Source organism: Pseudomonas sp. JL2 (assembly GCF_031570495.1).
GTDB lineage: Bacteria > Pseudomonadota > Gammaproteobacteria > Pseudomonadales > Pseudomonadaceae > Aquipseudomonas > Aquipseudomonas rhizophila.
Map to the genome: position 1 here is coordinate 99,940 of NZ_JAKUDH010000010.1, position 20,351 is coordinate 120,290.

Genomic DNA, 20,351 nt, shown 5'->3' on the forward strand with positions numbered 1-20,351 from the left:
CGTCTGTATCGCGGCTTTGCTGCAATTGTCCAATAGGAACCCGCATGTCCACCAAACACGCCACTCAGGACCGCTGGCTGGACCTCAATGATCTGCTGCGCCAATTGGTCGCCCAGGGCTTCATCAGCCAGGACTGCGCCGAAACCGCACTCAATGCGCGCCGGCGCCATAGCGCCAGCGCCCAGCTGCACCCACTGGAGTTCATCGCCAACCAGCATCTGGACGATCTCAGCCGCCCCGGCAAGCGCCTGGACCTGGAAAGCCTGACCCTCTGGCTGTCGCAACAGGCCGGCCAGCCCTACCTGCGCATCGACCCGCTGAAAATCAACGTGGCGGCCGTCACGCCGCTGATGTCCTACGCCTTTGCCCAGCGCCACAAGATTCTCGCGGTGGCTGTGGACCGCGACGCGGTCACGGTGGCCAGCGCCCAGCCTTACGTCAGCAGTTGGGAAGCGGACCTGACCCATGTACTCAAGCTGCCGATCCAGAGGGTCGTTGCCAACCCGGTGGATATCCAGCGCCTGAGCGTGGAGTTCTATCGCCTGGCCAAATCGGTCAGCGGTGCCACTACGGTCGACCAGCAACCGAGCAACCTGAGCAACTTCGAACAACTGCTCAACCTGGGCGCCAGCGATCAGGAGCCGGACGCCAACGACGCCCATATCGTCAACATTGTCGACTGGCTGTTCCAATACGCCTTCCAGCAACGGGCCAGCGATATCCACATCGAACCGCGTCGCGAGCAGGGCACGGTGCGCTTTCGCATCGACGGGGTGCTGCACACCGTCTATCAGTTCCCGCCGCAGGTGACGATGGCGATCATCAGTCGCCTCAAGAGCCTGGGGCGGATGAACGTCGCGGAAAAGCGCAAGCCCCAGGACGGCCGGGTCAAGACCAAGACTCCGGACGGTGGCGAAGTGGAATTGCGCCTGTCGACGCTGCCCACGGCGTTTGGCGAAAAAATGGTCATGCGGATCTTCGATCCCGAAGTACTGCTCAAGGACTTCGACCAGCTCGGCTTCTCCGCCGATGACCTGCGCCGCTGGCAAGACATGACCCGTCAGCCCAACGGCATCATCCTGGTGACCGGCCCGACCGGTTCGGGCAAGACCACCACCCTCTACACCACCCTCAAGAAGCTGGCCACGCCAGAGGTAAACCTTTGCACCATCGAGGACCCGATTGAAATGGTCGAGGCGTCCTTCAACCAGATGCAGGTGCAGCACAACATCGACCTGACCTTCGCCGCCGGCGTGCGTGCGTTGATGCGGCAAGACCCGGACATCATCATGATCGGCGAGATCCGCGATCTGGAAACCGCTGAAATGGCGATCCAGGCGGCGCTCACCGGACACCTCGTCCTCTCGACCCTGCACACCAACGATGCACCGAGCGCCATCAGTCGCTTGCTGGAGCTAGGCGTGCCCCATTACCTGATCAAAGCCACGGTGCTCGGCGTCATGGCCCAGCGCCTGGTACGCACGCTGTGCCCGCACTGCAAGGCCCCTCTGACCCTGGATGAAGACGATTGGCAGACCCTGACACGCCCCTGGCAGGCCCCGTTGCCGGCCAATGCCCAACAGGCCGTCGGCTGCCTGGAATGCCGTGACACCGGCTATCGCGGCCGCGCCGGGGTCTACGAAATCATGCAATTGACCGACAGCGTCAAAGGCTTGATTCACCCCGACACCGACCTGCTGGCGGTGCGTCGCCAGGCATTCAAGGAAGGGATGCGCAGCTTGCGGTTATCGGGCGCACAAAAAGTCGCCGCCGGGCTGACGACCGTTGAGGAAGTCCTGCGCGTGACCCCGCAGAGCGAGCAGAAGTAGCTGTGGGGAGAGGCTGTGGGAGCAAGGCTTGCCCGCGATGAAAATGACGCGGTCTCCCAAGGAAGCAAGGCGCCTGCATCGCGAGCAAGCTTTGCTCCCTCTGAGTGATGACAATGGCCGTTTGCCCTACACTCAGGGCGCGCAAGTCATTTTCAATCAGAACAGGGAACAGTCATGCAGATCGGTAGCGTACTTTTACTTTTTATCGGCCTCGTGGTCGCCATTCTATTCATGGGCTTCAAGGTCGTGCCCCAGGGCTACCAATGGACTGTCGAACGGTTCGGCCGCTACACCAACACCCTCAAGCCCGGCTTGAACATCATCATCCCAGTGATGGATCGCATCGGCCGCAAGATCAATGTCATGGAAAGCGTACTGGACATCCCACCTCAGGAAGTCATTACCGCCGACAACGCCACGGTACAGATCGACGCAGTGTGCTTCTTCCAGGTGGTCAACACGGCCCAGGCAGCCTACGAGGTCAACAACCTCGAGCACGCGATCCGCAATCTGCTGCAAACCAATATCCGCACCGTGTTGGGGTCCATGGAGCTGGACGCGATGCTGAGCCAGCGTGATGGCATCAATGAAAAACTGCTGCGCACTGTCGATGAAGCTACAGCACCGTGGGGCATCAAGATCACCCGGATCGAGATCAAGGACATCAGCCCACCGGCCGACCTGATGGCCGCCATGTCAGGGCAGATGAAAGCCGAACGCATCAAGCGTGCCCAAATCCTGGAAGCCGAGGGCTTGCGAGCGTCGGCGATTCTCACCGCCGAGGGCAAGAAGCAGGCGCAGATCCTCGAGGCAGAGGGCAGCCGCCAGGCCGCGTTCCTGGAGTCCGAGGCCCGCGAGCGTCAAGCGCAAGCCGAAGCGCTGGCCACCCAGGTGGTATCCCAGGCAATCGCAGACGGCAACGTCCAGGCCGTGAACTACTTCGTCGCGCAAAAATACATTGATGCGCTGGGCCGCCTGGCGTCGGCCAACAACAGCAAAGTGATCCTGATGCCGCTGGAAGCCAGTCAGGTCATCGGAGCGGTTGGTGGCATCGGTGAGATCGTCAAGGCCACCTTCGACAGCAAGAAAGCCTGAGGCGCCAATATGTGGGTGTTCCTGCAACAACTATCGTACTGGGACTGGCTGGCGCTGGGCGTCATCCTGCTGATCCTCGAAGTGTTTGGCGCCGGCGGCTACCTGCTGTGGATCGGCATAGCCGCCGCCGCGGTCGGCGTGCTCACGTTCATCCTGCCGCAGATGCCGTGGGAAATGCAGTTCCTGTTCTTCGGCCTTTTCGCCATCGCGACAGCACTGTACTGGTGGCGACGCCAGCGCAGCGCAGTGCGCCAAAGCGATCAACCGCTCCTGAACCTGCGCGGGCAGGAACTGATCGGCAAGGTCTTTCAGATTCATGAAGCGATTATCGATGGACGCGGCAAGATCAAGGTGGCGGACAGTGTCTGGCTGGCCAAGGGGCCCGAGTCGCCCGTGGGCACGCGGGTCAGGGTGGTGGCACAGGAAGGCGCGGTGCTGCTGGTAGAACGGGCTGACTGAGACGTCATGGAACTCAATCGAGGGGTTGGTTATCCAAAGTCATAGTTAACCCAGTGGAGTCACCTATCATGCGTCTCAAACTTGCTGTCGCGACCTTGGCCTTGCTTGCTCTTCCTGTCGGCTCGGCAATGGCCGACACGTTTTGGCGTAACGTCATCTCGTCCGGTGCAACCACCGGTTCCACCTACCTGACTTTCAAGGATAACAAGCTGATCGTCGCCGCTCAGGACGACGCCGGCAGCTTCGTTGCCAGCGACGGCGGTATCCGTGGTCCATACCTGGAAGCTGCGATGCAGAAAGTCCGTGCCGACAACCCGGGCTTGCAGGCCACCGACATGGAGCTGGCCAACGCGATCCTGGCGAAAAACGCCGTCGCCCAGGACTGATTCCAGACCGATGAAAAATGCCGCTCTATTGAGCGGCATTTTTTTGCCTGGCAGTTCTCTCCAAGGCACTTAAAACCTGTGGGAGCGAGCCTGCTCGCGATGGCTGTGGGTCAGTCAATATGGTTGCCACTGATCCACCGCCATCGCGAGCAGGCTCGCTCCCACAGGTTTGTTGCTTATTCGCCAATAGCAGCCTTGTAGCCTGCTGCATCAAGCAGCTTGTCCAGCTCAGCCTTGTCGCTTGGCTTGAGCTTGAAGATCCAGGCCCCGTATGGATCGGAGTTCAGCAGTTCCGGTGAACCGCCCAGGTCTTCGTTGATTGCGATCACTTCGCCACTGATCGGCGAGTAGATGTCGGAAGCGGCTTTTACCGACTCCACCACACCGGCCTGGTCACCCGCGGAATAAACCTTACCGACCTCGGTCAGCTCGACAAACACCACATCACCCAGAGCTTCCTGCGCATGATCGCTGATGCCCACGGTGACCGTACCGTCAGCTTCCAGACGCGCCCACTCATGGCTTTCGGCAAAACGCAGTTCGGCAGGGATATCACTCATATTCTGTGTCCTCAAGAGAAGTGTCAGCGGTCAGCGGCCCGCCGCAAAAGGTTAAATCAGGGTTTTGCCATGGCGGACGAAGGTCGGCTTGACCACTCGTACCGGGTACCACTTACCACGAATTTCCACCTCGGCACGATCGGCGGTGGCCATCGGAACGCGTGCCAAGGCAATTGACTTGCTAAGCGTAGGAGAAAAACTACCACTGGTGATCTCCCCTTCGCCAACATCGGCGATGCGGACCACCTGATGAGCGCGCAGAACGCCGCGTTCTTCCAGCACCAGGCCCACCAGCTTTTGCTGTACACCGCCGGCCAGCTCGGCTTCCAGAGCACTGCGCCCGATGAACTGACGGCTCGCCGGTTCCCAGGCGATGCTCCAGGCCATGTTCGAGGCCAGCGGAGAAACGTCCTGGTGGATGTCCTGGCCATACAGGTTCATGCCAGCTTCCAGACGCAAGGTATCGCGAGCGCCAAGGCCGATGGGAGAAATGCCGGCGCCCACCAGATCATTGAAAAAACTCGGGGCTTCGTGGGCAGGCAGGACGATTTCCAGGCCATCTTCGCCAGTGTAGCCGGTACGGGCGATGAACCAGTCACCGTCGGCACGGCCTTCGAAAGGCTTGAGTTGCTGGATCAGTTGGCCGCGCGATTGCGAGACCAGTTCGGCAATCTTGTGCCGGGCCTGGGGGCCCTGGATCGCCAGCATTGCCAGTTCGGGGCGTTCAAGCAGGTGCACATCGTATTCACCGAGTTGCGCCTGCATCCAGGCCAGGTCCTGATCGCGGGTCGAGGCGTTGAAGACCAGACGATAGCCGTGCTCGACCCGATAAATGATCATGTCGTCGACGATGCCGCCGCGCTCGTTAAGCATGGTGCTGTACAAGGCACGTCCCGTGTCCTGCAAGCGATCGACATCGTTGGCCAGCAAGCGCTGCAACCAGACCTTGGCCTGGGGACCGGCGACATCGATAACGGTCATGTGGGATACATCGAACACACCGCAGTCGCGACGCACCTGATGGTGCTCCTCAACCTGCGAGCCGTAATGCAAAGGCATATCCCAACCGCCAAAATCGACCATCTTCGCGCCGAGGGCGAGATGAAGGTCATACAGAGGCGTACGCTGTCCCATGGGTGTCTCCTTCCGGGCTTGGCGAAGGTGCGGACGAGCACTGCACAGCGTGAACGCCAAAAACGTTTTCAGACGCTATCAGTTGCCCGGTCCGACAGACGGACCGCACCGAATGCCGCGCATTGTAGCCGCATGATGTAGGACTGACACCTAGCTGTTTCGATGGGCCGAGCGTCGTATCAATCCGATGACCGGCAACAACCCCACCAGCACCAGGGTCAGCGCCGGTAACGCGGCCCGGGCCCACTCCCCTTCACTGGTCATTTCAAAGATCCGTACCGCCAGCGTGTCCCAGCCGAACGGGCGCATCAGCAGGGTCGCGGGCATTTCCTTGAGCACATCGACGAACACCAGCAACGCCGCACTCAAGGTGCCCGGCAACAGCAACGGCAGATACACTTTGAAAAACAGTCGCGGCCCACTGACCCCAAGGCTGCGTGCTGCTTCAGGCAAAGAAGGACGGATTCGCGCGAGGCTGCTTTCCAGTGGACCGTAGGCCACGGCCAAAAAGCGCACCAGATAGGCCAGCAGCAGGGCCGACAGGCTGCCCAACAGCAACGGTTTGCCGGCACCGCCAAGTAGCGTTGACAGGGGGATGACCAGTTCGCGGTCCAAATAACTGAAGGCAAGCATGATCGATACCGCCAGCACCGAACCGGGCAAGGCGTAGCCCAGGTTCGCCAGGCCGACACCGGCGCGAATGGGACGGGTCGGCGCCAGGCGTCGAGCGAAGGCCAACAGCAAGGCGACGCAAACGGTGACCAGTGCCGCGAGCCCACCCAGATAGAGGGTATGGACGATCAGCCCGGCATAACGCTCATCCAGATCGAACCGGCCGCGCTGCCAGAACCACACCAGCAGTTGCAGCATCGGAATAACAAATGCGCAGGCAAACACCAGGGCGCACCAGCCGCTGGCCGCCACCGCCTTGAGACCGCGCAAGTGATAAAGCGCCTTGACCCGGGGTCGCTCGTTGCTCGCCCGCTGGGCGCCTCGGGCGCGGCGTTCGCCGTAAAGCACCAGCATCACCGCCAGCAGCAACAGGCTGGCCAGTTGCGCGGCGCTGGAGAGGCTGAAGAAGCCGTACCAGGTTTTGTAGATGGCCGTGGTGAAGGTGTCGAAGTTGAACACCGACACCGCGCCGAAATCCGCCAAGGTTTCCATCAACGCCAGCGCCACGCCGGCACCAATGGCCGGTCGGGCCACCGGCAACGCCACTCGCCAGAACGCCTGCCACGGCGACTGCCCGAGCACCCGGGCCGCTTCCATCAATCCCTTGCCTTGGGCCAGGAACGCACTTCGCGCCAGCAAATAAACGTAAGGGTAAAAGACCAGGACCAGCACCAGGATCACTCCGCCGGTGGAGCGTACCCGGGGCAGGCGCAGGTCGCTGCCGAACCATTCGCGCATCAATGTCTGCACCGGACCGGCAAAGTCCAGCAGGCCCACGAAGACAAACGCCAGCACGTAGGCCGGAATCGCAAACGGCAACATCAACGCCCAGTCGAGCCAGCGTCGCCCGGGGAACTCACACAGGCTGGTGAGCCAGGCAAGGCTGACGCCCAGCAACGTTACACCGACACCCACACCGACAATCAGCGTCAGGGTGTTGCCCAACAAGCGTGGCATCTGGGTATCCCACAGGTGGGACCAGATTTGCTGATCGATGTTTTGCCAGGACAGCAGCAGGACGCTCAAGGGCAACAGCACCAGCGCGGCGATAGCAAAAACCAGAGGGTACCAGCGGCGTTGGACGGGGTGGGTCAAGGGGGAATCTCGGGGCAGTCAGCAAACGCCTATTAAACCGCAAAAAAAAGATCGCAGCCTGCGCCACCTTCTACATTGGAACGCGATCCCCTGTAGAAGCTGTCGCAGGCTGCGATCTTGAGTGCTTTTTTAGTTCCAGCCAGCGCGATCCATCAAGCGGATGGCTTCGGCCTGGCGTTTACCCGCCACTTCAACCGGCAGGGTGTCAGCCTTGAACTTGCCCCAGGCGGCGACTTCCTTGGAAGGCTCCACGTTCGGATTGGCCGGGAACTCCTGGTTCACGTCGGCAAAGATGTTCTGGGCTTCGGGCGTGGTCATCCACTCCACCAGTTTCTTCGCGGCTTCCGGGTGCGGTGCGTACTTGGTCAGGCCGATGCCCGAGAGATTGATGTGCACGCCACGGTCGGCCTGGTTCGGCCAGAACAGCTTGACCTTCAGGTCCGGCTTCTGCTGGTGCAGGCGACCGAAGTAGTAAGTGTTGACGATACCGACGTCGCACTGCCCGGCATTGATGGCTTCAAGCAGTGCCGTGTCATCGGAGAACACATCGGTGGACAGGTTCTTGACCCAGCCCTTGATGATTTTTTCGGTTTTTTCCGCGCCGTGGGTTTCGATCAAGGTGGCGGTCAGGGACTGGTTGTAGACCTTCTTCGAGGTGCGCAGGCACAGGCGGCCTTCCCACTCTTTACCCGCCAGGGCTTCATAGGTGGTCAGTTCGCTCGGTTTGACCCGGTCGGTGGAGTAGACAATGGTCCGCGCCCGCAGGCTCAGGCCGGTCCAGGCGTGGGAAGACGCGCGGTATTGGGCCGGGATGTTGGCGTCGATCACCTTGGAAGTGAACGGTTGGAGAATCCCCATCTGCTCGGCCTGCCAGAGGTTGCCGGCGTCGACGGTCAGCAACAGATCCGCGGTGGCGTTTTCACCCTCGGCCTTGATCCGCTGCATCAATGGCGCTTCCTTGTCGGTGATGAACTTCACCGAGACGCCCGTCTTTTTGGTGTAGGCATCGAAAACCGGCTTGATCAGCTCATCGATACGCGAGGAGTAGACCACTACCTCATCGGCAGCCTGGGCGGCGGTAGCGCCGATCAGGGTCAAGGCGAGGACGGACAGCAGACGCTTGGGTGCCAACATGGGAGCGGTCTCTCGATTGTTATAAGTGCGCGAATGATAAGGACTCACATTTGCCTTCTCAATCGAACAGTGTCCAGACACGTTTCAAAATGTTGCGACTATGAGAGGAGCTGTGTTTTTGCGTCCGCCATCGCGGGCAAGCCGTGCTCCCACAACAGCTCGTCCCACATTGCCCCTGTGGAAGCAAGAGCTTGTGGGAGCAAGGCTTGCCCGCGATAGGGCCATAAGCCCCAACCCATCTCTCAGACCTTGGCCAAATCCGGCAAATCCCCGGTCAACCCCAACGCCTCACGTACGAACAACGCCTTGGCCTCGGGCAGACCGTCCACCAGTTTCAGCCCGGTATTACGCAGCCAACGCACCGGCAACGGATCGGCCTGGAACAGCCGCTCAAACCCTTCCATCGCGGCCATCAGCGCCAGGTTATGGGGCATGCGTCGGCGTTCGTAGCGGCTCAGTACCTTCACGTCCGCCAGCCGTTCACCGCGCCCGGCCGCCTGCAACAGCACTTCGGCCAGGACGGCGGCATCCAGGAAACCCAGGTTCACCCCCTGTCCGGCCAGCGGATGGATGGTGTGGGCCGCATCGCCGATCAGCGCCAGCCCTTCGGCCACGTAGCGCTTGGCATGGCGCTGGCGCAGCGGTACGCACAAGCGCGAATCGGCGCTCAGCACCGTCCCCAGTTGCCCCTCGAAGGCCCGCTCCAGCTCGTTGCAGAAATCCGCTTCCTCAAGCGCCATCAACCGCTGAGCTTCGCCAGGGGTGGTGGACCAGACGATCGAGCACCAGTCGTGCAGGCCGTCGCGCTCCAGTGGCAGGAATGCCAAGGGACCGTTATCGGTGAAGCGCTGCCATGCGGTCATCCGATGAGGCCGGGCGCTGCGCACACTGGTTACGATGGCGTGGTGCAGGTAATCCCATTCCCGGGTGGCAACCCCCGTCAAGCGACGCACGGCGGAGTTCGCACCGTCGGCGGCGATCACCAGCGGTGCCCGCAGGGTGCGGCCATCGGCCAGGGTCAGCAACCAGTCATCGCCGGAGCGGCGCATCTGCTCAAGCCGCGCGTTGGCCAGCAGGCCCAGATCACAGTCATGCAGGCGGTCCAGCAGGGCATCCTGCACGACGCGGTTTTCGACGATGTGCCCCAGGACCTCGGCATGCAGGCTGGCCGCCGAGAAATGGATCTGCCCGGTGCCGCTGCCATCCCAGACGTGCATGTTGGTATAAGGACTGGCGCGCCGGGCGATAATGCCGTCCCAGACCTCAAGACGATCAAGGATCCGCTGGCTCGCCGCCGACAATGCACTGACCCGAGGTTCGAAGGCAGCCTGGGGATCGAAGGGTTTGACGCTCATCGGGCTGCCGTCGAGCAACAGCACTTGCAGGCCACTACCCTGCAACGCCAGCGCCAGGGCGCTGCCGACCATTCCGGCGCCGACAATCAGCAGATCTGCACGCAATTCCATGCTTTAAGCCTGTTGTGCTGGCGACATGAGTCGCCCATGAGAAAAATGATCGAACCAAGCCTCACGCATCGGGACGCGTCCCCAACCCCATGGCCTGGCGGGCGAACCAGCGCTTGGCCGGAGGCAGCAGGTCGAGCCCCAGCAGGCCAAGGTTGCGGCCCAGGGACACCAGCGGCAGGTTGCTGCTGAACAGCCGCGTAACCTGGTCGGAAAACCCGACGGTCAGCGTCTGATCCATCCGCTGACGCTCGCGATAGGCTTGCAGCACGGCGAAATCCCCCGGCGCGCTGTCGCTGTCGAGCAAGGCGTCGGCCAGGGCCTGGGCATCGCGCAGGGACAGATTGAACCCCTGGCCGGCAATCGGATGCAGACTGTGGGCCGCGTTGCCCAGGATCGCCAGATGCGGGCGGACCTGTTCTTCGGCTTCCACCAGCGCCAACGGATAAAGATGCCGAGCGCCAACCTGTTTCAGGGTGCCCAGGCGATAACCGAACACGCCCTGCAATTCGCTGAGAAAGCTGCGCTCATCCAGGGCCGCCAGACGTTGCGCATCCATGCCCTGACGGGTCCAGACCAGCGCGCAACGGTTCTCCGGCAGCGGCAACAAGGCCATCGGGCCGTCGTCGGTGAAGCGCTCGAAGGCCATGCCGTTGTGGGCTTCGCCGGGTGTGATGTTGGCAATCAGCGCGCTCTGCCCATAAGGTCGATTGCGCACGCCAATACCCAGCTGTTCGCGCAGGCTGGAACGACCACCGTCAGCCAGCACGGCAAGGTCGCATTCCAAGGTGGTTTCGTCATCGAGCGTCAGGCGATAGCCGCCGACCATGGGCTCCATCCGGGTGACTTGTGCCGGACAGTGCCAACTGACCACTTCGGTGTCCAGCCCTTGCCACAGGCACTGGCCGAGCCAGGCGTTTTCCACCACATACCCCAGGGCCGGCACCCCTTCTTCCATGGCCGACAACCGCGCCGTGGAAAATCGCCCGCGATCAGACACGTGGATCTGCTTGATCGGCTCGGCGCGACGAGACACTTCCTGCCAGATACCCAGGCGTTGATAAATCTGCCGGGACCCGAACGACAAGGCCGAGGAACGGGCATCGTAGCTCGGCTGCCAGGCATCGCCGGGGGCGAAGGGTTCGATCAGCATGATCTTCCAACCCCGGGCCTTGGCGCCGGCTTGCAGGGCCAGGGCCAGGCTCGCGCCTACCAGGCCACCGCCGACGATCGCCAGATTGACCCGGCTCATGCCGCATCAGCCCGGGCGGCGGCCATCAGGGCCTCGATTTCGGCGACCGTCTTGGGTACGCCGTGACTCAGGATTTCACAACCGGTTTTGGTCACTACCACGTCATCCTCGATGCGCACGCCAATGCCGCGCCATTTTTTCGCTACGTTGCGGTTGTTCGGGGCGATGTAGATGCCCGGCTCCACGGTCAACGTCATACCGATTTCCAGTACCCGCCATTCGCCGCCGACCCGGTACTCGCCAACGTCGTGCACGTCCATGCCCAGCCAGTGGCCGGCGCGGTGCATGTAGAAGGCTCTGTGGGCTTCGCTGGCGATCAACTCGTCCACCTCGCCCTCCAGCAGGCCCAGGCGCACCAGCCCTTCGGTAATGACTCGCACTGTTGCTTCGTGAGCCTGGTTCCAGTGCTTGTCCGGCGCAATTTCGGCGAACGCCGCTTCCTGGGCGGCCAGCACCACTTCGTAGATCGCCTTCTGCTCGGGCGAAAACTTGCCGCTGACTGGCCAGGTACGGGTGATATCACTGGCGTAGCAGTCGATTTCACAACCGGCGTCGATCAATACCAGGTCGCCGTCCTTGAGCAGTGCGTCGTTCTGCTGGTAATGCAGGATGCAGCTGTTGCGACCCGCCGCGACGATCGACCCGTAGGCCGGCATTTTCGCCCCGCCCTTGCGGAACTCATAATCCAGCTCGGCCTCCAGGCTGTATTCGTACAACCCCGTGCGCGCGGCCTGCATGGCCCGGATGTGCGCCTGGGCGGAAATCCGCGCCGCTTCGCGCATCACCTTCACCTCTGCCGCCGATTTATACAGGCGCATGTCGTGCAGCAGATGATCCAGGGCAACGAATTCGTTCGGCGGCTGGGCACCGAGATGGGCCTTGGAGCGAATCACGTTGATCCACTCCATCAGGTGCCGGTCGAATTCCGGGTTGCTGCCCATGGCGGAATACACCCGGTCACGGCCCTCGATCAGGCCCGGCAGGATATCGTCGATGTCGGTGATGGGAAATGCATCGTCGGCGCCATAGTCACGCATCGCCCCTTCCTGGCCGGCTCGCAGGCCATCCCACAACTCCCGCTCGGCGTTGCGTTCGCGGCAGAACAGGATGTATTCGCCATGGGCCCGGCCGGGCATCAGCACGATCACCGCTTGCGGCTCGGGGAAGCCGCTGAGGTATTGAAAGTCGCTGTCCTGGCGGTAAACGTGCTCGACGTCGCGGTTGCGGATGGCAACGGCGGCGGCGGGCAGGATTGCGATGCTGTTGGGTTCCATCTGCGCCATCAGGGCCTTGCGGCGACGGCTGTATTCCGATTTCGGGATATGAATCATGGGCAGACGGTGTTCCCTTTCAAGCAATCAGTGCAAGGACGGCTTGGCGGCCGGTTCAGCGGTTTTCTTGGTTTCGGTGAACAGGAGCAATGGCGCGACCCGCAGGTACTCCATCACTTCCATATAGTCGCTTTCACCGTCATCGGATTCTTCCAGGGCGTCCTGGACCTGAGAGATCGCCGCCAGGTCTTGCAATACTTCCTTGGCCTCGTCACTCAACGCATATTCGCGGCGGGTCAGGCCGAAGCCGGCGAGGAAGCCCTGGCACCACTGGCCCAGCGCGGCGGCGCGTTCGGCCAGCGGAGCGTCATCGGTAGGCAGCAGCAGGACGACGGTCATGTCATCGCTGGTCAACTCACCCTTGACCATTTCCTGCAGGCCGATGAGCGCATTGCGCACGTTGTCCGCCGGCTCGCCTTCCAGCAACTCGGCGGCGTCAGCCAGCCAGCCGTCGGCATCGAAGCCGGCGCCGGCGCAACTGCGTCCAAGCAACAGGCCATGCAGTTCAGCAGGCGAGACAGGATGACCGCTGGTGCTCAGCAGGGTGGCAAACGCTTGATACGGGGAATTCTGAATGGGCATGGGCAGCTAGGCGCCAGACGGCGCTATGTCTAGAATGGAGGCCTTGTATCCTACATCGACAGACTCGCCAAGACTATCAGAGGCTGTGCGACCCTATCCCCATCAGACACAATCTTCAGTGGACACAATGGAAGACACCGACCTGCAAGCGCTGATGGCCAGACTCGAATTGCTAATTGAGCGGGTCGAGCAACTTAAGAGCCAAAACGGACTCCTATTAGCTCAGGAAAAGACCTGGCGCGAGGAACGCGCGCACCTCATTGAAAAAAACGAAATCGCCCGGCGTAAGGTCGAATCGATGATTTCGCGCCTCAAGGCCCTGGAGCAAGACTCATGAGTTCAAGCAATAGCGTAACCGTGCAGATCCTCGATAAAGAATATTCGATCATCTGTCCCCAGGAAGAGCGCAGCAACCTGGTAAGCGCCGCCCGTTACCTGGACGGCAAGATGCGCGAGATCCGCAGCAGCGGCAAAGTCATCGGCGCCGACCGCATTGCTGTAATGGCTGCCTTGAACATCACCCACGAGCTGTTGCACCGCCAGGATACGCCGGACGTGCAAGTCAGCGGCTCGACCCGTGAACAGGTGCGCGACCTGCTCGATCGGGTGGATCTGGTACTGGCCACCGACCCGGACGTCAGCAAGGGCTGATTCGCGAGGCTGCCTGGGGTATACTTGCGTCACTCCCTGGGGTGCTTGCCAGTTGGTGATGTCCCTGAGCCGATACGCACAACCACGGGAGTTGCACGTTGGGGCCGGTGTGCATGTCCGCTTGACGGAAAGCCTTAACGCCCCCTGCAACTTCCACCTTGAACTTTCGGGTTCAAGGGCTAAGCCGACAGCGGTTCATCCGGGGAGCCTGATTCTCACAATGCCAGTCATCAAGACTGGCATTGTTGTGTCTGGCGCAGGCATTTCTGAGCGCGCTGTTTTGCGGTTACGCTGTGCTGTCGCCTCCGATTGCGTGAATTATCGATATGACCGAACCCGCGCTGCTGCCGCGCCCGCAACTCCGCCGCCTGCTACGCCAGGCCCGTCGCGCCCTGACACCTGCCCAGCAGCGTGAAGCCGCTCGCGGGCTCTACAGGCAACTGGCCCAGCACCCGCTGTTTCGCCGGGCAAGACACATCGCCCTGTACCTGCCCAACGATGGCGAGATCGACCCGCGCCTGTTGCTGCGCGCCGCTCAGCGCCGGGGCAAGGCCACTTATCTGCCGGTGCTGAGCCCATGGCCGCAGACCAAGATGGTGTTCCAGCGCATCCGCCCCGGCGAAAAGCTGCGACCCAATCGTTTCCGTATTCTGGAGCCGCGGATGAACATCGCCCGGCAACGCAAGGTCTGGACGCTGGACCTGGTGCTATTGCCGCTGGTGGGGTTTGACGATGCGGGAGGTCGGCTGGGCATGGGCGGTGGCTTTTATGACCGCAGCCTGGCGTATCTGGCGCGACGCAAGCAATGGCGCAAGCCGACACTGCTGGGACTGGCCCATGAATGTCAGAAAGTCGAACGGTTGGCGCAGGCGAGCTGGGACGTGCCGCTGCAGGGAACGGTCAGCGACCGGCATTGGTATATCGCGGGGTAGACGCCGCAGGGAAACAGCGGCGTCCGCTAGACCGGCTCAGCGTTTGAGCGAAGGCGCGGGCTGGGTGATTTCCATCGGTGTATCGGTCTTGCTGGCCCACAGACTCTGGGCGTATCCCGTGGTAACGACCCCCAGGCCGAACAGAATGACCAAGATCCACAACAAATCCGGTTTGCGTTTCATCGATTGCCCCCCTCAAGGCATATCACACACGATGACAGCAGCGGTTTTCTTATTGGCCGTGCAGCAGCGTAAAGCTTGGAAGGCCGGCATTTTGCGGCAACCTGCTGCAACACGCAAACTCTGGCGTCAACCGACTGTCGGTTTGTCATAAGATCGCTGAACTTTTTTTATCATTACCGCCCAGGAGTAGAAATCATGGCCTATTGGCTGATGAAATCCGAGCCCGACGAATTGTCCATCCAGGGTCTGGAAAAGCTCGGCCAGGCGCGATGGGACGGGGTGCGCAACTACCAGGCGCGCAACTTCCTGCGGGCCATGGCGGTGGGCGATGCGTTCTTTTTCTACCACTCCAGTTGCCCCGAGCCAGGCATTGCCGGGATCGGCCGAATCGTCCGCGCGGCCTACCCTGACCCAACGGCGCTGGAACCCGACAGCCATTACTTCGACCCCAAGGCCGGGCCGGATAAAAACCCCTGGACCGCGATCGACGTGGCCCACGTCGAAACATTCCCCCGCGTGCTGAAGCTCGACTACCTCAAGCAACAGACCGCCCTGGCTGAAATGCCGCTGGTGCAGAAAGGCTCACGGCTGTCGGTGATGCCCGTCACGGCCGAACAATGGGCAGCGGTGATTGCGCTGCGCTGATCGCCGATGAGTTGATGGACATCAAGCGGGGTCGGTCGCTGATCCTGCAGACTTCGATGCTACAGCCGCAGGATGCCGGACATGTCGACGAACCATCGTACCTCTCGCTTTTTTGCCTTCGCCTTGATGGCTCTGTTGCTGGCCGCCGGTGGATTTGGCTATTGGAAGTCACGCCAGGATCGCCTGCCGGAAGGCTTGAGCATGGGCAATGGCCGCCTTGAGGCCACCGAAGTCCAGATCGCCAGCAAGACACCCGGGCGCCTGGCCGACGTTCAGGTCGACGAAGGCGACAACGTCATCAAGGGCCAAGTGCTCGCGCGCATGGACACCCGCACCCTGGAGGCCCAGCGCAACCAGGCCGAAGCCGAAGTCACCCGGGCCCGGCAGAACCTCGCCGCCACCGAAGCCAACGTGCAACTGCGCCAGAGCGAACAATTGCTCGCCCATCAAGAACTCAAGCGGACCCAAGAACTGTTCAAGCGCGGTTACGCCAGCGGCCAGGTCCTCGACCAGCAACAAGCCCGCGTCGACACCGCCAACGCTGCGGTCAACGCCGCCCGGGCCCAGGTATCGGCGGCGAATGCGGCCATCGGCGCGACCTTGGCCCAGGTGGCCCAGCTCACCAGCGAAATAGATGACAGCACCTTGCGGGCCCCCCTCGACGGCGTGATCCAGTTGCGCCTGGCCGAGCCAGGTGAAGTGCTCGGCGCCGGCGGTCGAGTATTGCTGATGATCGATCCGAGCGACCAGTACATGAACCTCTACCTGCCGGCGTCGGTGGCCGGGAAACTGGCGGTGGGCGATGAAGCGCGACTGTTGCTCGACGCCCTGCCCGAGCGGCCGCTACCGGCCAAAGTCAGCTTCGTCGCGGCCAAATCCCAGTTCACCCCCAAGGAAGTCGAAACCCGTGATGAGCGCCAGAAACTGGTGTTCCGCGTCAAAGTGCACCTGACCCGTCCCGGCGAAGTGCCCCAGGCAAAACCGGGTATGCCCGGGGCCGGTTACGTGCGCACGGCGCCCATTGACTGGCCGGCCAACTTGCGATGAGCGCCACCGCCGGCGAGGCATTGCACGCCTCGGGTCTCGAACATCGCTACGGCCAGCATGTGGCGCTGAGCGAAATCGCCTTCAGCCTGCCCGCCGGCACTCGCTGTGGCCTGATCGGCCCGGACGGTGCCGGCAAATCGAGCCTGTTGGGGCTGATTGCCGGGGTGAAGAAGCTCCAGCATGGCCAACTGGATGTGCTCGGCGCCTCGATTGACGATCGACGCCATCGCAAGACTCTCTACCGACGCATTGCCTTCATGCCCCAAGGGTTGGGGGGCAACCTTTACCCGGACCTGTCGATAGGCGAGAACATTCGGTTCTTCGGCACATTGTTCGGGCTATCGCGAGCAGAATGCGAACAACGCATGGGGACCTTGCTGCTGGCCACCGATCTGCAGCGTTTTGCCGACCGTCCAGCAGGCAAACTGTCCGGCGGCATGAAACAAAAGCTCGGCCTGTGTTGTGCGCTGATCCATGAACCGGACCTGCTGATTCTCGACGAACCCACCACGGGCGTGGACCCGCTGTCCCGGCGACGCTTCTGGGAACTGATAGAGAGCGTGCGCCGGCAAAGACCGCAACTGACCCTGCTGGTCGCCACGGCATACATGGAAGAGGCCGAGCAATTCGAGCACTGCCTGATGCTCGACAACGGTCGCTTGATCGCCAAGGGCTTGAGTGCGGAGCTGGCCAAGGTCACCCCGGACGGCAAGCTCGATTCGGCCTTCACCCACTTCCAAGGCGGCAGCGGCCATGACGCCGAACCGCTGGTGATCCCCCCCAGGACCGCCAACACTACCGACATTGCCATCCAAGCCCACGATCTCACCTTGCGCTTCGGCGATTTCACCGCCGTCGATAACGTCAGCTTCGCGATTGGTCGCGGTGAAATCTTTGGCTTCCTGGGTTCCAACGGTTGCGGCAAGACCACCACCATGAAGGTGCTGACCGGACTGATCCCCGCCAGCGAAGGCAGTGCCCGGCTGCTGGGTAACCCGGTCAACGCCAAGGACCTCGCCACCCGCAAGCGGGTGGGTTTCATGTCCCAGAGCTTTTCGCTCTACGGCGAACTGAGCGTGCGCCAAAACCTGGAGCTGCACGCCAAGCTGTTCGATCTGCCCACTACAGACAGCCGCCAGCGCATCGATGAACTTATCCAGCGCTTCAATCTCCAGGAACTGGCGGACCAAACGTCCGGGGCGCTACCACTGGGCCTGCGGCAGCGCCTGTCCCTGGCGGTGGCGGTTTTGCATCGCCCGGAAGTACTGATCCTCGACGAGCCGACCTCAGGCGTCGATCCGGCCGCGCGGGATGATTTCTGGCGACTGTTGATCGAGTTGTCTCGCGAGCAAGGTGTGACGATTTTCCTTTCCACGCACTTCATGAACGAGGCCCAGCGCTGCGATCGCATTTCGCTGATGCACGCCGGCAAGGTCCTGGCCTGCGACACGCCAGCGGCCTTGCAAGCGCAGTTCAGCGGTCAGACGCTGGAAGCCGCGTTCGTCACCTGCCTGGAAAACGCCCAGGGCGAAACGCAGCAAGACGCCGCCCCCGTGACCCTTGAGAACGCCGGCGCGCCCCGGGACCGGCGCGGCCTGAGCCTCGGTCGCCTGTGGGCCGTCGCCAGTCGGGAGGGCAAGGAGTTGCTGCGCGACAAAGTGCGGATGGCATTCGCCCTGCTGGGGGCATTGTTCATGATGGTGGTCTTCGGCTTCGGTATTTCCCTCGACGTGGAGAAACTGGCCTTCGCCGTGTATGACCAGGATCAGAGCCCGCAAAGCCGTGCCTATCTGGAGGCGTTCCGCAGCTCACGCTACTTCGAAGAACGACCGATCATCCGCGATGCAAAGGAGCTACACCGACGCTTGCAGCGCTCGGAGATCAAGCTGGCCCTGGAAATCCCCCCCGGTTTCGGTCGAGACCTCTACGCCGGCCGCCAACCGACAGTGGGCGCCTGGTTGGATGGCGGCATACCGTTTCGGGCCGAGACCAGTCGCAACTACGTCCAGGCGGTGCACCAGGCCAACCTTGAGCAACTGGCTGAATCCAGCAGTCGCGCGCCCACCCGGCAACCCAGCGCGAAGCTGGAGACACGCTTTCGTTATAACCAGGACGTGGTCAGCGTCAACGCCATCGGCCCAGGGGTCATGGCGCTGATCCTCGCATTCATTCCGGCCATGTTGACGGCGCTGGGCATCGTGCGGGAAAAGGAACTGGGCTCGATCACCAACTTCTACGCTACGCCGCTGACCCGCCTGGAGTTCCTGCTGGGCAAACAAGTGCCCTACCTGGCGGTAAGCCTGATCAACCTGGCCCTGCTGACCGCGATGAACCGCTGGCTGTTTGGCGTGCCATTCAAGGGCAGCGCCCTGACGCTGGCGTTGGGCGGCCTGCTCTATGTGCTGGCGACCACCAGCATGGGGCTGTTGATCTCGGCATTCACCCGCACCCAGATCGCCGCGATCCTCGGCACCATGATCATCACCAGCCTCCCGACCATCCAGTTCTCAGGGCTGATCGTGCCGCGCTCATCCCTGGACGGTGCAGCCTCGGTGATGGGCCAGCTGTTTCCCGCCGGGCACTTCCTCGACATCGCCGTCGGCACCTTCACCAAGGCCCTTGATCTGCGCCAGCTATGGCCACAATGCCTGGCGTTGTTCGGGTTTTTCCTGGGCTTCACCGGGCTCAGCCTGATCATGCTGAAGAAGCAGGAGGCCTGATGCATACGCTTTCACATATCTGGCGTCTTGGGCTCAAGGAACTGACCAGCCTGCGCTACGACTCCGTTCTGCTGCTGTTCCTGGGCTACGCCTTCACCGTGGCGATCTACATGCCGGCCGCCGGTTCGGTGATCGGCGTGCACAACGCCAGTGTCGCAATAGTGGACGAAGACCAGAGCCATCTCTCGCGCCAATTGGCCCTGGTCCTGCAACCGCCGGAGTTCCAGAGCCCGGTGGCACTGCCCTACGCCGAACTGGACAAGGTCATGGACAATGGCCGCTACACCTTCGTCATTAACGTGCCCGCCAATTTCCAGGCCGACCTGCTCGCAGGACGCGAACCGACGCTGCAACTCAACGTCGATGCCACGGCCATGAGCCAGGCGTTCATGGGAGCCGGCTACATCGGACGGATTTTCCAACAGGAACTGACGACCTATGCCGACCAGGCACAAGCGAGCGAACAAACGCCCGTGAGATTGACCACTCGTTCGCTGTTCAATACCAATCTGGAAGGTGGCTGGTTCCTCGCAGTGATCCAGATCGTCAACAACATCACGATCCTGGCCATCATCCTGACGGGCACGGCGCTGTTGCGCGAGCGCGAGCACGGCACCCTCGATCACTTGCTGGTGCTGCCGCTCACGGCCTTGGAAATCATGCTGGCGAAAATCTGGAGCAACATGCTGGTGGTGGTGCTATGTACCTGGGCGTCGCTGGAAATCATCGTCAAGTTCGCACTGGGCGTTCCGCTCGCCGGCTCCATGCTGCTCTTCCTGCTGGTGACTGCGCTCTACCTGTTCGCCAGCACCGCCCTGGGTATTTTTCTCGCCACCCTTGCCCGTTCGACGCCCCAGTTCGGCTTACTGTCGATCCCGGTCATCATTCCGATGCTGCTGTTGTCGGGCGGCAGCACGCCGCTGGACAGCATGCCGCAATGGTTGCAATGGGTGATGCAAGGTTCGCCTTCGACCCATTTCGTCAGCCTCAGCGCGGCGATCCTGTTCCGTGATGCAGGCGTGAGCGTGGTATGGCCAGACCTGCTGGCACTGGCGGCGATCGGGCTGTTGTTCTTCGCAATCGCCCTGGGCCGGTTTCGCAAAAGCCTGGCGTCTTGACGAAAAAAAGCAGCCTTGGGTAGCGCCTGGGGATCCGGGCACTGCCAAAGGCTGCGATCTAGC

General features: G+C 61.9%; 20 protein-coding genes and 1 other RNA gene. 12 read left to right on the plus strand and 9 right to left on the minus strand.

The window, feature by feature from the left end; translation table 11 throughout:
- Positions 1-44: 44 nt before the first annotated feature.
- The 4 genes from MKS85_RS15020 (at position 45) to MKS85_RS15035 (ending at position 3,769) form a co-directional block, all read left to right on the plus strand.
- Positions 45-1,829, plus strand: a complete 1,785-nt coding sequence (locus MKS85_RS15020; protein ID WP_047226072.1) for a GspE/PulE family protein — start codon at positions 45-47, stop codon at positions 1,827-1,829.
- Positions 1,830-2,003: 174 nt separating this feature from the next.
- Positions 2,004-2,924 carry an SPFH domain-containing protein gene (locus tag MKS85_RS15025; protein WP_047226073.1) on the plus strand — a complete coding sequence of 307 codons (921 nt, stop codon included), beginning with the start codon at positions 2,004-2,006 and terminating at the stop codon, positions 2,922-2,924.
- Positions 2,925-2,933: 9 nt separating this feature from the next.
- A complete protein-coding gene (locus MKS85_RS15030; protein ID WP_310663009.1) occupies positions 2,934-3,383 on the plus strand; it encodes an NfeD family protein in 450 nt (149 codons plus the stop codon).
- Positions 3,384-3,448: 65 nt separating this feature from the next.
- On the plus strand, positions 3,449-3,769 hold the full coding sequence (locus tag MKS85_RS15035; RefSeq protein ID WP_171061308.1) for a DUF2388 domain-containing protein: 321 nt from the start codon (positions 3,449-3,451) through the stop codon (positions 3,767-3,769).
- A gap of 176 nt (positions 3,770-3,945) precedes the next feature.
- On the opposite strand, the gene gcvH is transcribed toward MKS85_RS15035, so the two are convergent.
- The 8 genes from gcvH to MKS85_RS15075 form a co-directional block, all read right to left on the minus strand.
- Complete coding sequence (gene gcvH / locus MKS85_RS15040) at positions 3,946-4,329, minus strand: glycine cleavage system protein GcvH (protein WP_139048913.1); 384 nt, start codon at positions 4,327-4,329, stop codon at positions 3,946-3,948.
- 51 nt (positions 4,330-4,380) lie between these two features.
- Positions 4,381-5,463, minus strand: coding sequence for a glycine cleavage system aminomethyltransferase GcvT (gcvT, locus tag MKS85_RS15045; RefSeq protein ID WP_047226077.1), 1,083 nt, complete (start codon positions 5,461-5,463; stop codon positions 4,381-4,383).
- A gap of 150 nt (positions 5,464-5,613) precedes the next feature.
- Positions 5,614-7,230 (minus strand): iron ABC transporter permease, encoded by a 1,617-nt coding sequence (locus tag MKS85_RS15050; protein WP_139048912.1) that lies wholly within the window; start codon positions 7,228-7,230, stop codon positions 5,614-5,616.
- Between the two features lie 129 nt (positions 7,231-7,359).
- Positions 7,360-8,364: an extracellular solute-binding protein gene (locus MKS85_RS15055; RefSeq protein WP_310663010.1), complete on the minus strand. Its 1,005-nt coding sequence runs from the start codon at positions 8,362-8,364 to the stop codon at positions 7,360-7,362.
- A 242-nt stretch (positions 8,365-8,606) separates the two neighbouring features.
- Positions 8,607-9,824, minus strand: a complete 1,218-nt coding sequence (locus MKS85_RS15060; RefSeq protein ID WP_188251480.1) for a 2-octaprenyl-3-methyl-6-methoxy-1,4-benzoquinol hydroxylase — start codon at positions 9,822-9,824, stop codon at positions 8,607-8,609.
- Positions 9,825-9,891: 67 nt separating this feature from the next.
- Positions 9,892-11,079: a 2-octaprenyl-6-methoxyphenyl hydroxylase gene (ubiH, locus tag MKS85_RS15065; RefSeq protein WP_160893860.1), complete on the minus strand. Its 1,188-nt coding sequence runs from the start codon at positions 11,077-11,079 to the stop codon at positions 9,892-9,894.
- Positions 11,076-12,410 (minus strand): Xaa-Pro aminopeptidase, encoded by a 1,335-nt coding sequence (gene pepP, locus MKS85_RS15070; protein WP_188251427.1) that lies wholly within the window; start codon positions 12,408-12,410, stop codon positions 11,076-11,078. Before pepP ends, ubiH begins: the two co-directional genes overlap by 4 nt.
- Before the next feature lie 27 nt (positions 12,411-12,437).
- Positions 12,438-12,992: a YecA family protein gene (locus tag MKS85_RS15075; protein ID WP_047226083.1), complete on the minus strand. Its 555-nt coding sequence runs from the start codon at positions 12,990-12,992 to the stop codon at positions 12,438-12,440.
- Between the two features lie 127 nt (positions 12,993-13,119).
- Here MKS85_RS15075 and MKS85_RS15080 point away from each other — a divergent pair, with 127 nt between their 5' ends.
- The 4 genes from MKS85_RS15080 (at position 13,120) to MKS85_RS15095 (ending at position 14,575) form a co-directional block, all read left to right on the plus strand.
- The gene (locus MKS85_RS15080) at positions 13,120-13,329 is read left to right on the plus strand and encodes a TIGR02449 family protein (protein WP_030138125.1); all 210 of its coding nucleotides are present in this window, start codon (positions 13,120-13,122) and stop codon (positions 13,327-13,329) included.
- Positions 13,326-13,643 carry a cell division protein ZapA gene (locus MKS85_RS15085; RefSeq protein WP_047226084.1) on the plus strand — a complete coding sequence of 106 codons (318 nt, stop codon included), beginning with the start codon at positions 13,326-13,328 and terminating at the stop codon, positions 13,641-13,643. Before MKS85_RS15080 ends, MKS85_RS15085 begins: the two co-directional genes overlap by 4 nt.
- A 30-nt stretch (positions 13,644-13,673) precedes the next feature.
- Positions 13,674-13,853, plus strand: a non-coding RNA gene (ssrS, locus tag MKS85_RS15090) — 6S RNA.
- 116 nt (positions 13,854-13,969) lie between these two features.
- Positions 13,970-14,575, plus strand: coding sequence for a 5-formyltetrahydrofolate cyclo-ligase (locus MKS85_RS15095; protein WP_047226085.1), 606 nt, complete (start codon positions 13,970-13,972; stop codon positions 14,573-14,575).
- A gap of 36 nt (positions 14,576-14,611) precedes the next feature.
- Here the strand turns inward: MKS85_RS15095 and MKS85_RS15100 are convergent, their stop codons facing one another.
- Entirely contained in the window at positions 14,612-14,758 is a 147-nt protein-coding gene (locus MKS85_RS15100) for a hypothetical protein (RefSeq protein ID WP_092395219.1), read from the minus strand.
- Between the two features lie 195 nt (positions 14,759-14,953).
- On the opposite strand from MKS85_RS15100, the gene MKS85_RS15105 reads away from it, so the two are divergent.
- The 4 genes from MKS85_RS15105 to MKS85_RS15120 all read left to right on the plus strand — a co-directional run bounded on the left by MKS85_RS15105 (position 14,954) and on the right by MKS85_RS15120 (position 20,288).
- Positions 14,954-15,403, plus strand: a complete 450-nt coding sequence (locus MKS85_RS15105; protein WP_047226086.1) for an EVE domain-containing protein — start codon at positions 14,954-14,956, stop codon at positions 15,401-15,403.
- Between the two features lie 81 nt (positions 15,404-15,484).
- Positions 15,485-16,450 carry an HlyD family secretion protein gene (locus tag MKS85_RS15110; protein ID WP_047226087.1) on the plus strand — a complete coding sequence of 322 codons (966 nt, stop codon included), beginning with the start codon at positions 15,485-15,487 and terminating at the stop codon, positions 16,448-16,450.
- Positions 16,447-19,170, plus strand: coding sequence for a ribosome-associated ATPase/putative transporter RbbA (gene rbbA / locus MKS85_RS15115; RefSeq protein WP_310663011.1), 2,724 nt, complete (start codon positions 16,447-16,449; stop codon positions 19,168-19,170). Before MKS85_RS15110 ends, rbbA begins: the two co-directional genes overlap by 4 nt.
- On the plus strand, positions 19,170-20,288 hold the full coding sequence (locus MKS85_RS15120; RefSeq protein WP_188251429.1) for an ABC transporter permease: 1,119 nt from the start codon (positions 19,170-19,172) through the stop codon (positions 20,286-20,288). The genes rbbA and MKS85_RS15120 overlap by 1 nt, the downstream gene beginning before the upstream one ends.
- The last annotated feature ends 63 nt before the right edge of the window (positions 20,289-20,351 follow it).

What these genes read in the sequence shown, in the direction of transcription:
- MKS85_RS15025 (WP_047226073.1), top strand. Translation starts at nt 2,004, where the DNA reads ATGCAGATCGGTAGCGTACTTTTACTTTTTATCGGCCTCGTGGTCGCC.
- MKS85_RS15080 (WP_030138125.1), top strand. Translation starts at nt 13,120, where the DNA reads ATGGAAGACACCGACCTGCAAGCGCTGATGGCCAGACTCGAATTGCTA.
- MKS85_RS15095 (WP_047226085.1), top strand. Translation starts at nt 13,970, where the DNA reads ATGACCGAACCCGCGCTGCTGCCGCGCCCGCAACTCCGCCGCCTGCTA.
- gcvH (WP_139048913.1), bottom strand. Translation starts at nt 4,329, where the DNA reads ATGAGTGATATCCCTGCCGAACTGCGTTTTGCCGAAAGCCATGAGTGG.
- MKS85_RS15055 (WP_310663010.1), bottom strand. Translation starts at nt 8,364, where the DNA reads ATGTTGGCACCCAAGCGTCTGCTGTCCGTCCTCGCCTTGACCCTGATC.
- gcvT (WP_047226077.1), bottom strand. Translation starts at nt 5,463, where the DNA reads ATGGGACAGCGTACGCCTCTGTATGACCTTCATCTCGCCCTCGGCGCG.
- MKS85_RS15110 (WP_047226087.1), top strand. Translation starts at nt 15,485, where the DNA reads ATGTCGACGAACCATCGTACCTCTCGCTTTTTTGCCTTCGCCTTGATG.
- rbbA (WP_310663011.1), top strand. Translation starts at nt 16,447, where the DNA reads ATGAGCGCCACCGCCGGCGAGGCATTGCACGCCTCGGGTCTCGAACAT.
- MKS85_RS15030 (WP_310663009.1), top strand. Translation starts at nt 2,934, where the DNA reads ATGTGGGTGTTCCTGCAACAACTATCGTACTGGGACTGGCTGGCGCTG.
- pepP (WP_188251427.1), bottom strand. Translation starts at nt 12,410, where the DNA reads ATGATTCATATCCCGAAATCGGAATACAGCCGTCGCCGCAAGGCCCTG.
- MKS85_RS15085 (WP_047226084.1), top strand. Translation starts at nt 13,326, where the DNA reads ATGAGTTCAAGCAATAGCGTAACCGTGCAGATCCTCGATAAAGAATAT.
- ubiH (WP_160893860.1), bottom strand. Translation starts at nt 11,079, where the DNA reads ATGAGCCGGGTCAATCTGGCGATCGTCGGCGGTGGCCTGGTAGGCGCG.
- MKS85_RS15120 (WP_188251429.1), top strand. Translation starts at nt 19,170, where the DNA reads ATGCATACGCTTTCACATATCTGGCGTCTTGGGCTCAAGGAACTGACC.
- MKS85_RS15100 (WP_092395219.1), bottom strand. Translation starts at nt 14,758, where the DNA reads ATGAAACGCAAACCGGATTTGTTGTGGATCTTGGTCATTCTGTTCGGC.
- MKS85_RS15075 (WP_047226083.1), bottom strand. Translation starts at nt 12,992, where the DNA reads ATGCCCATTCAGAATTCCCCGTATCAAGCGTTTGCCACCCTGCTGAGC.
- MKS85_RS15105 (WP_047226086.1), top strand. Translation starts at nt 14,954, where the DNA reads ATGGCCTATTGGCTGATGAAATCCGAGCCCGACGAATTGTCCATCCAG.
- MKS85_RS15020 (WP_047226072.1), top strand. Translation starts at nt 45, where the DNA reads ATGTCCACCAAACACGCCACTCAGGACCGCTGGCTGGACCTCAATGAT.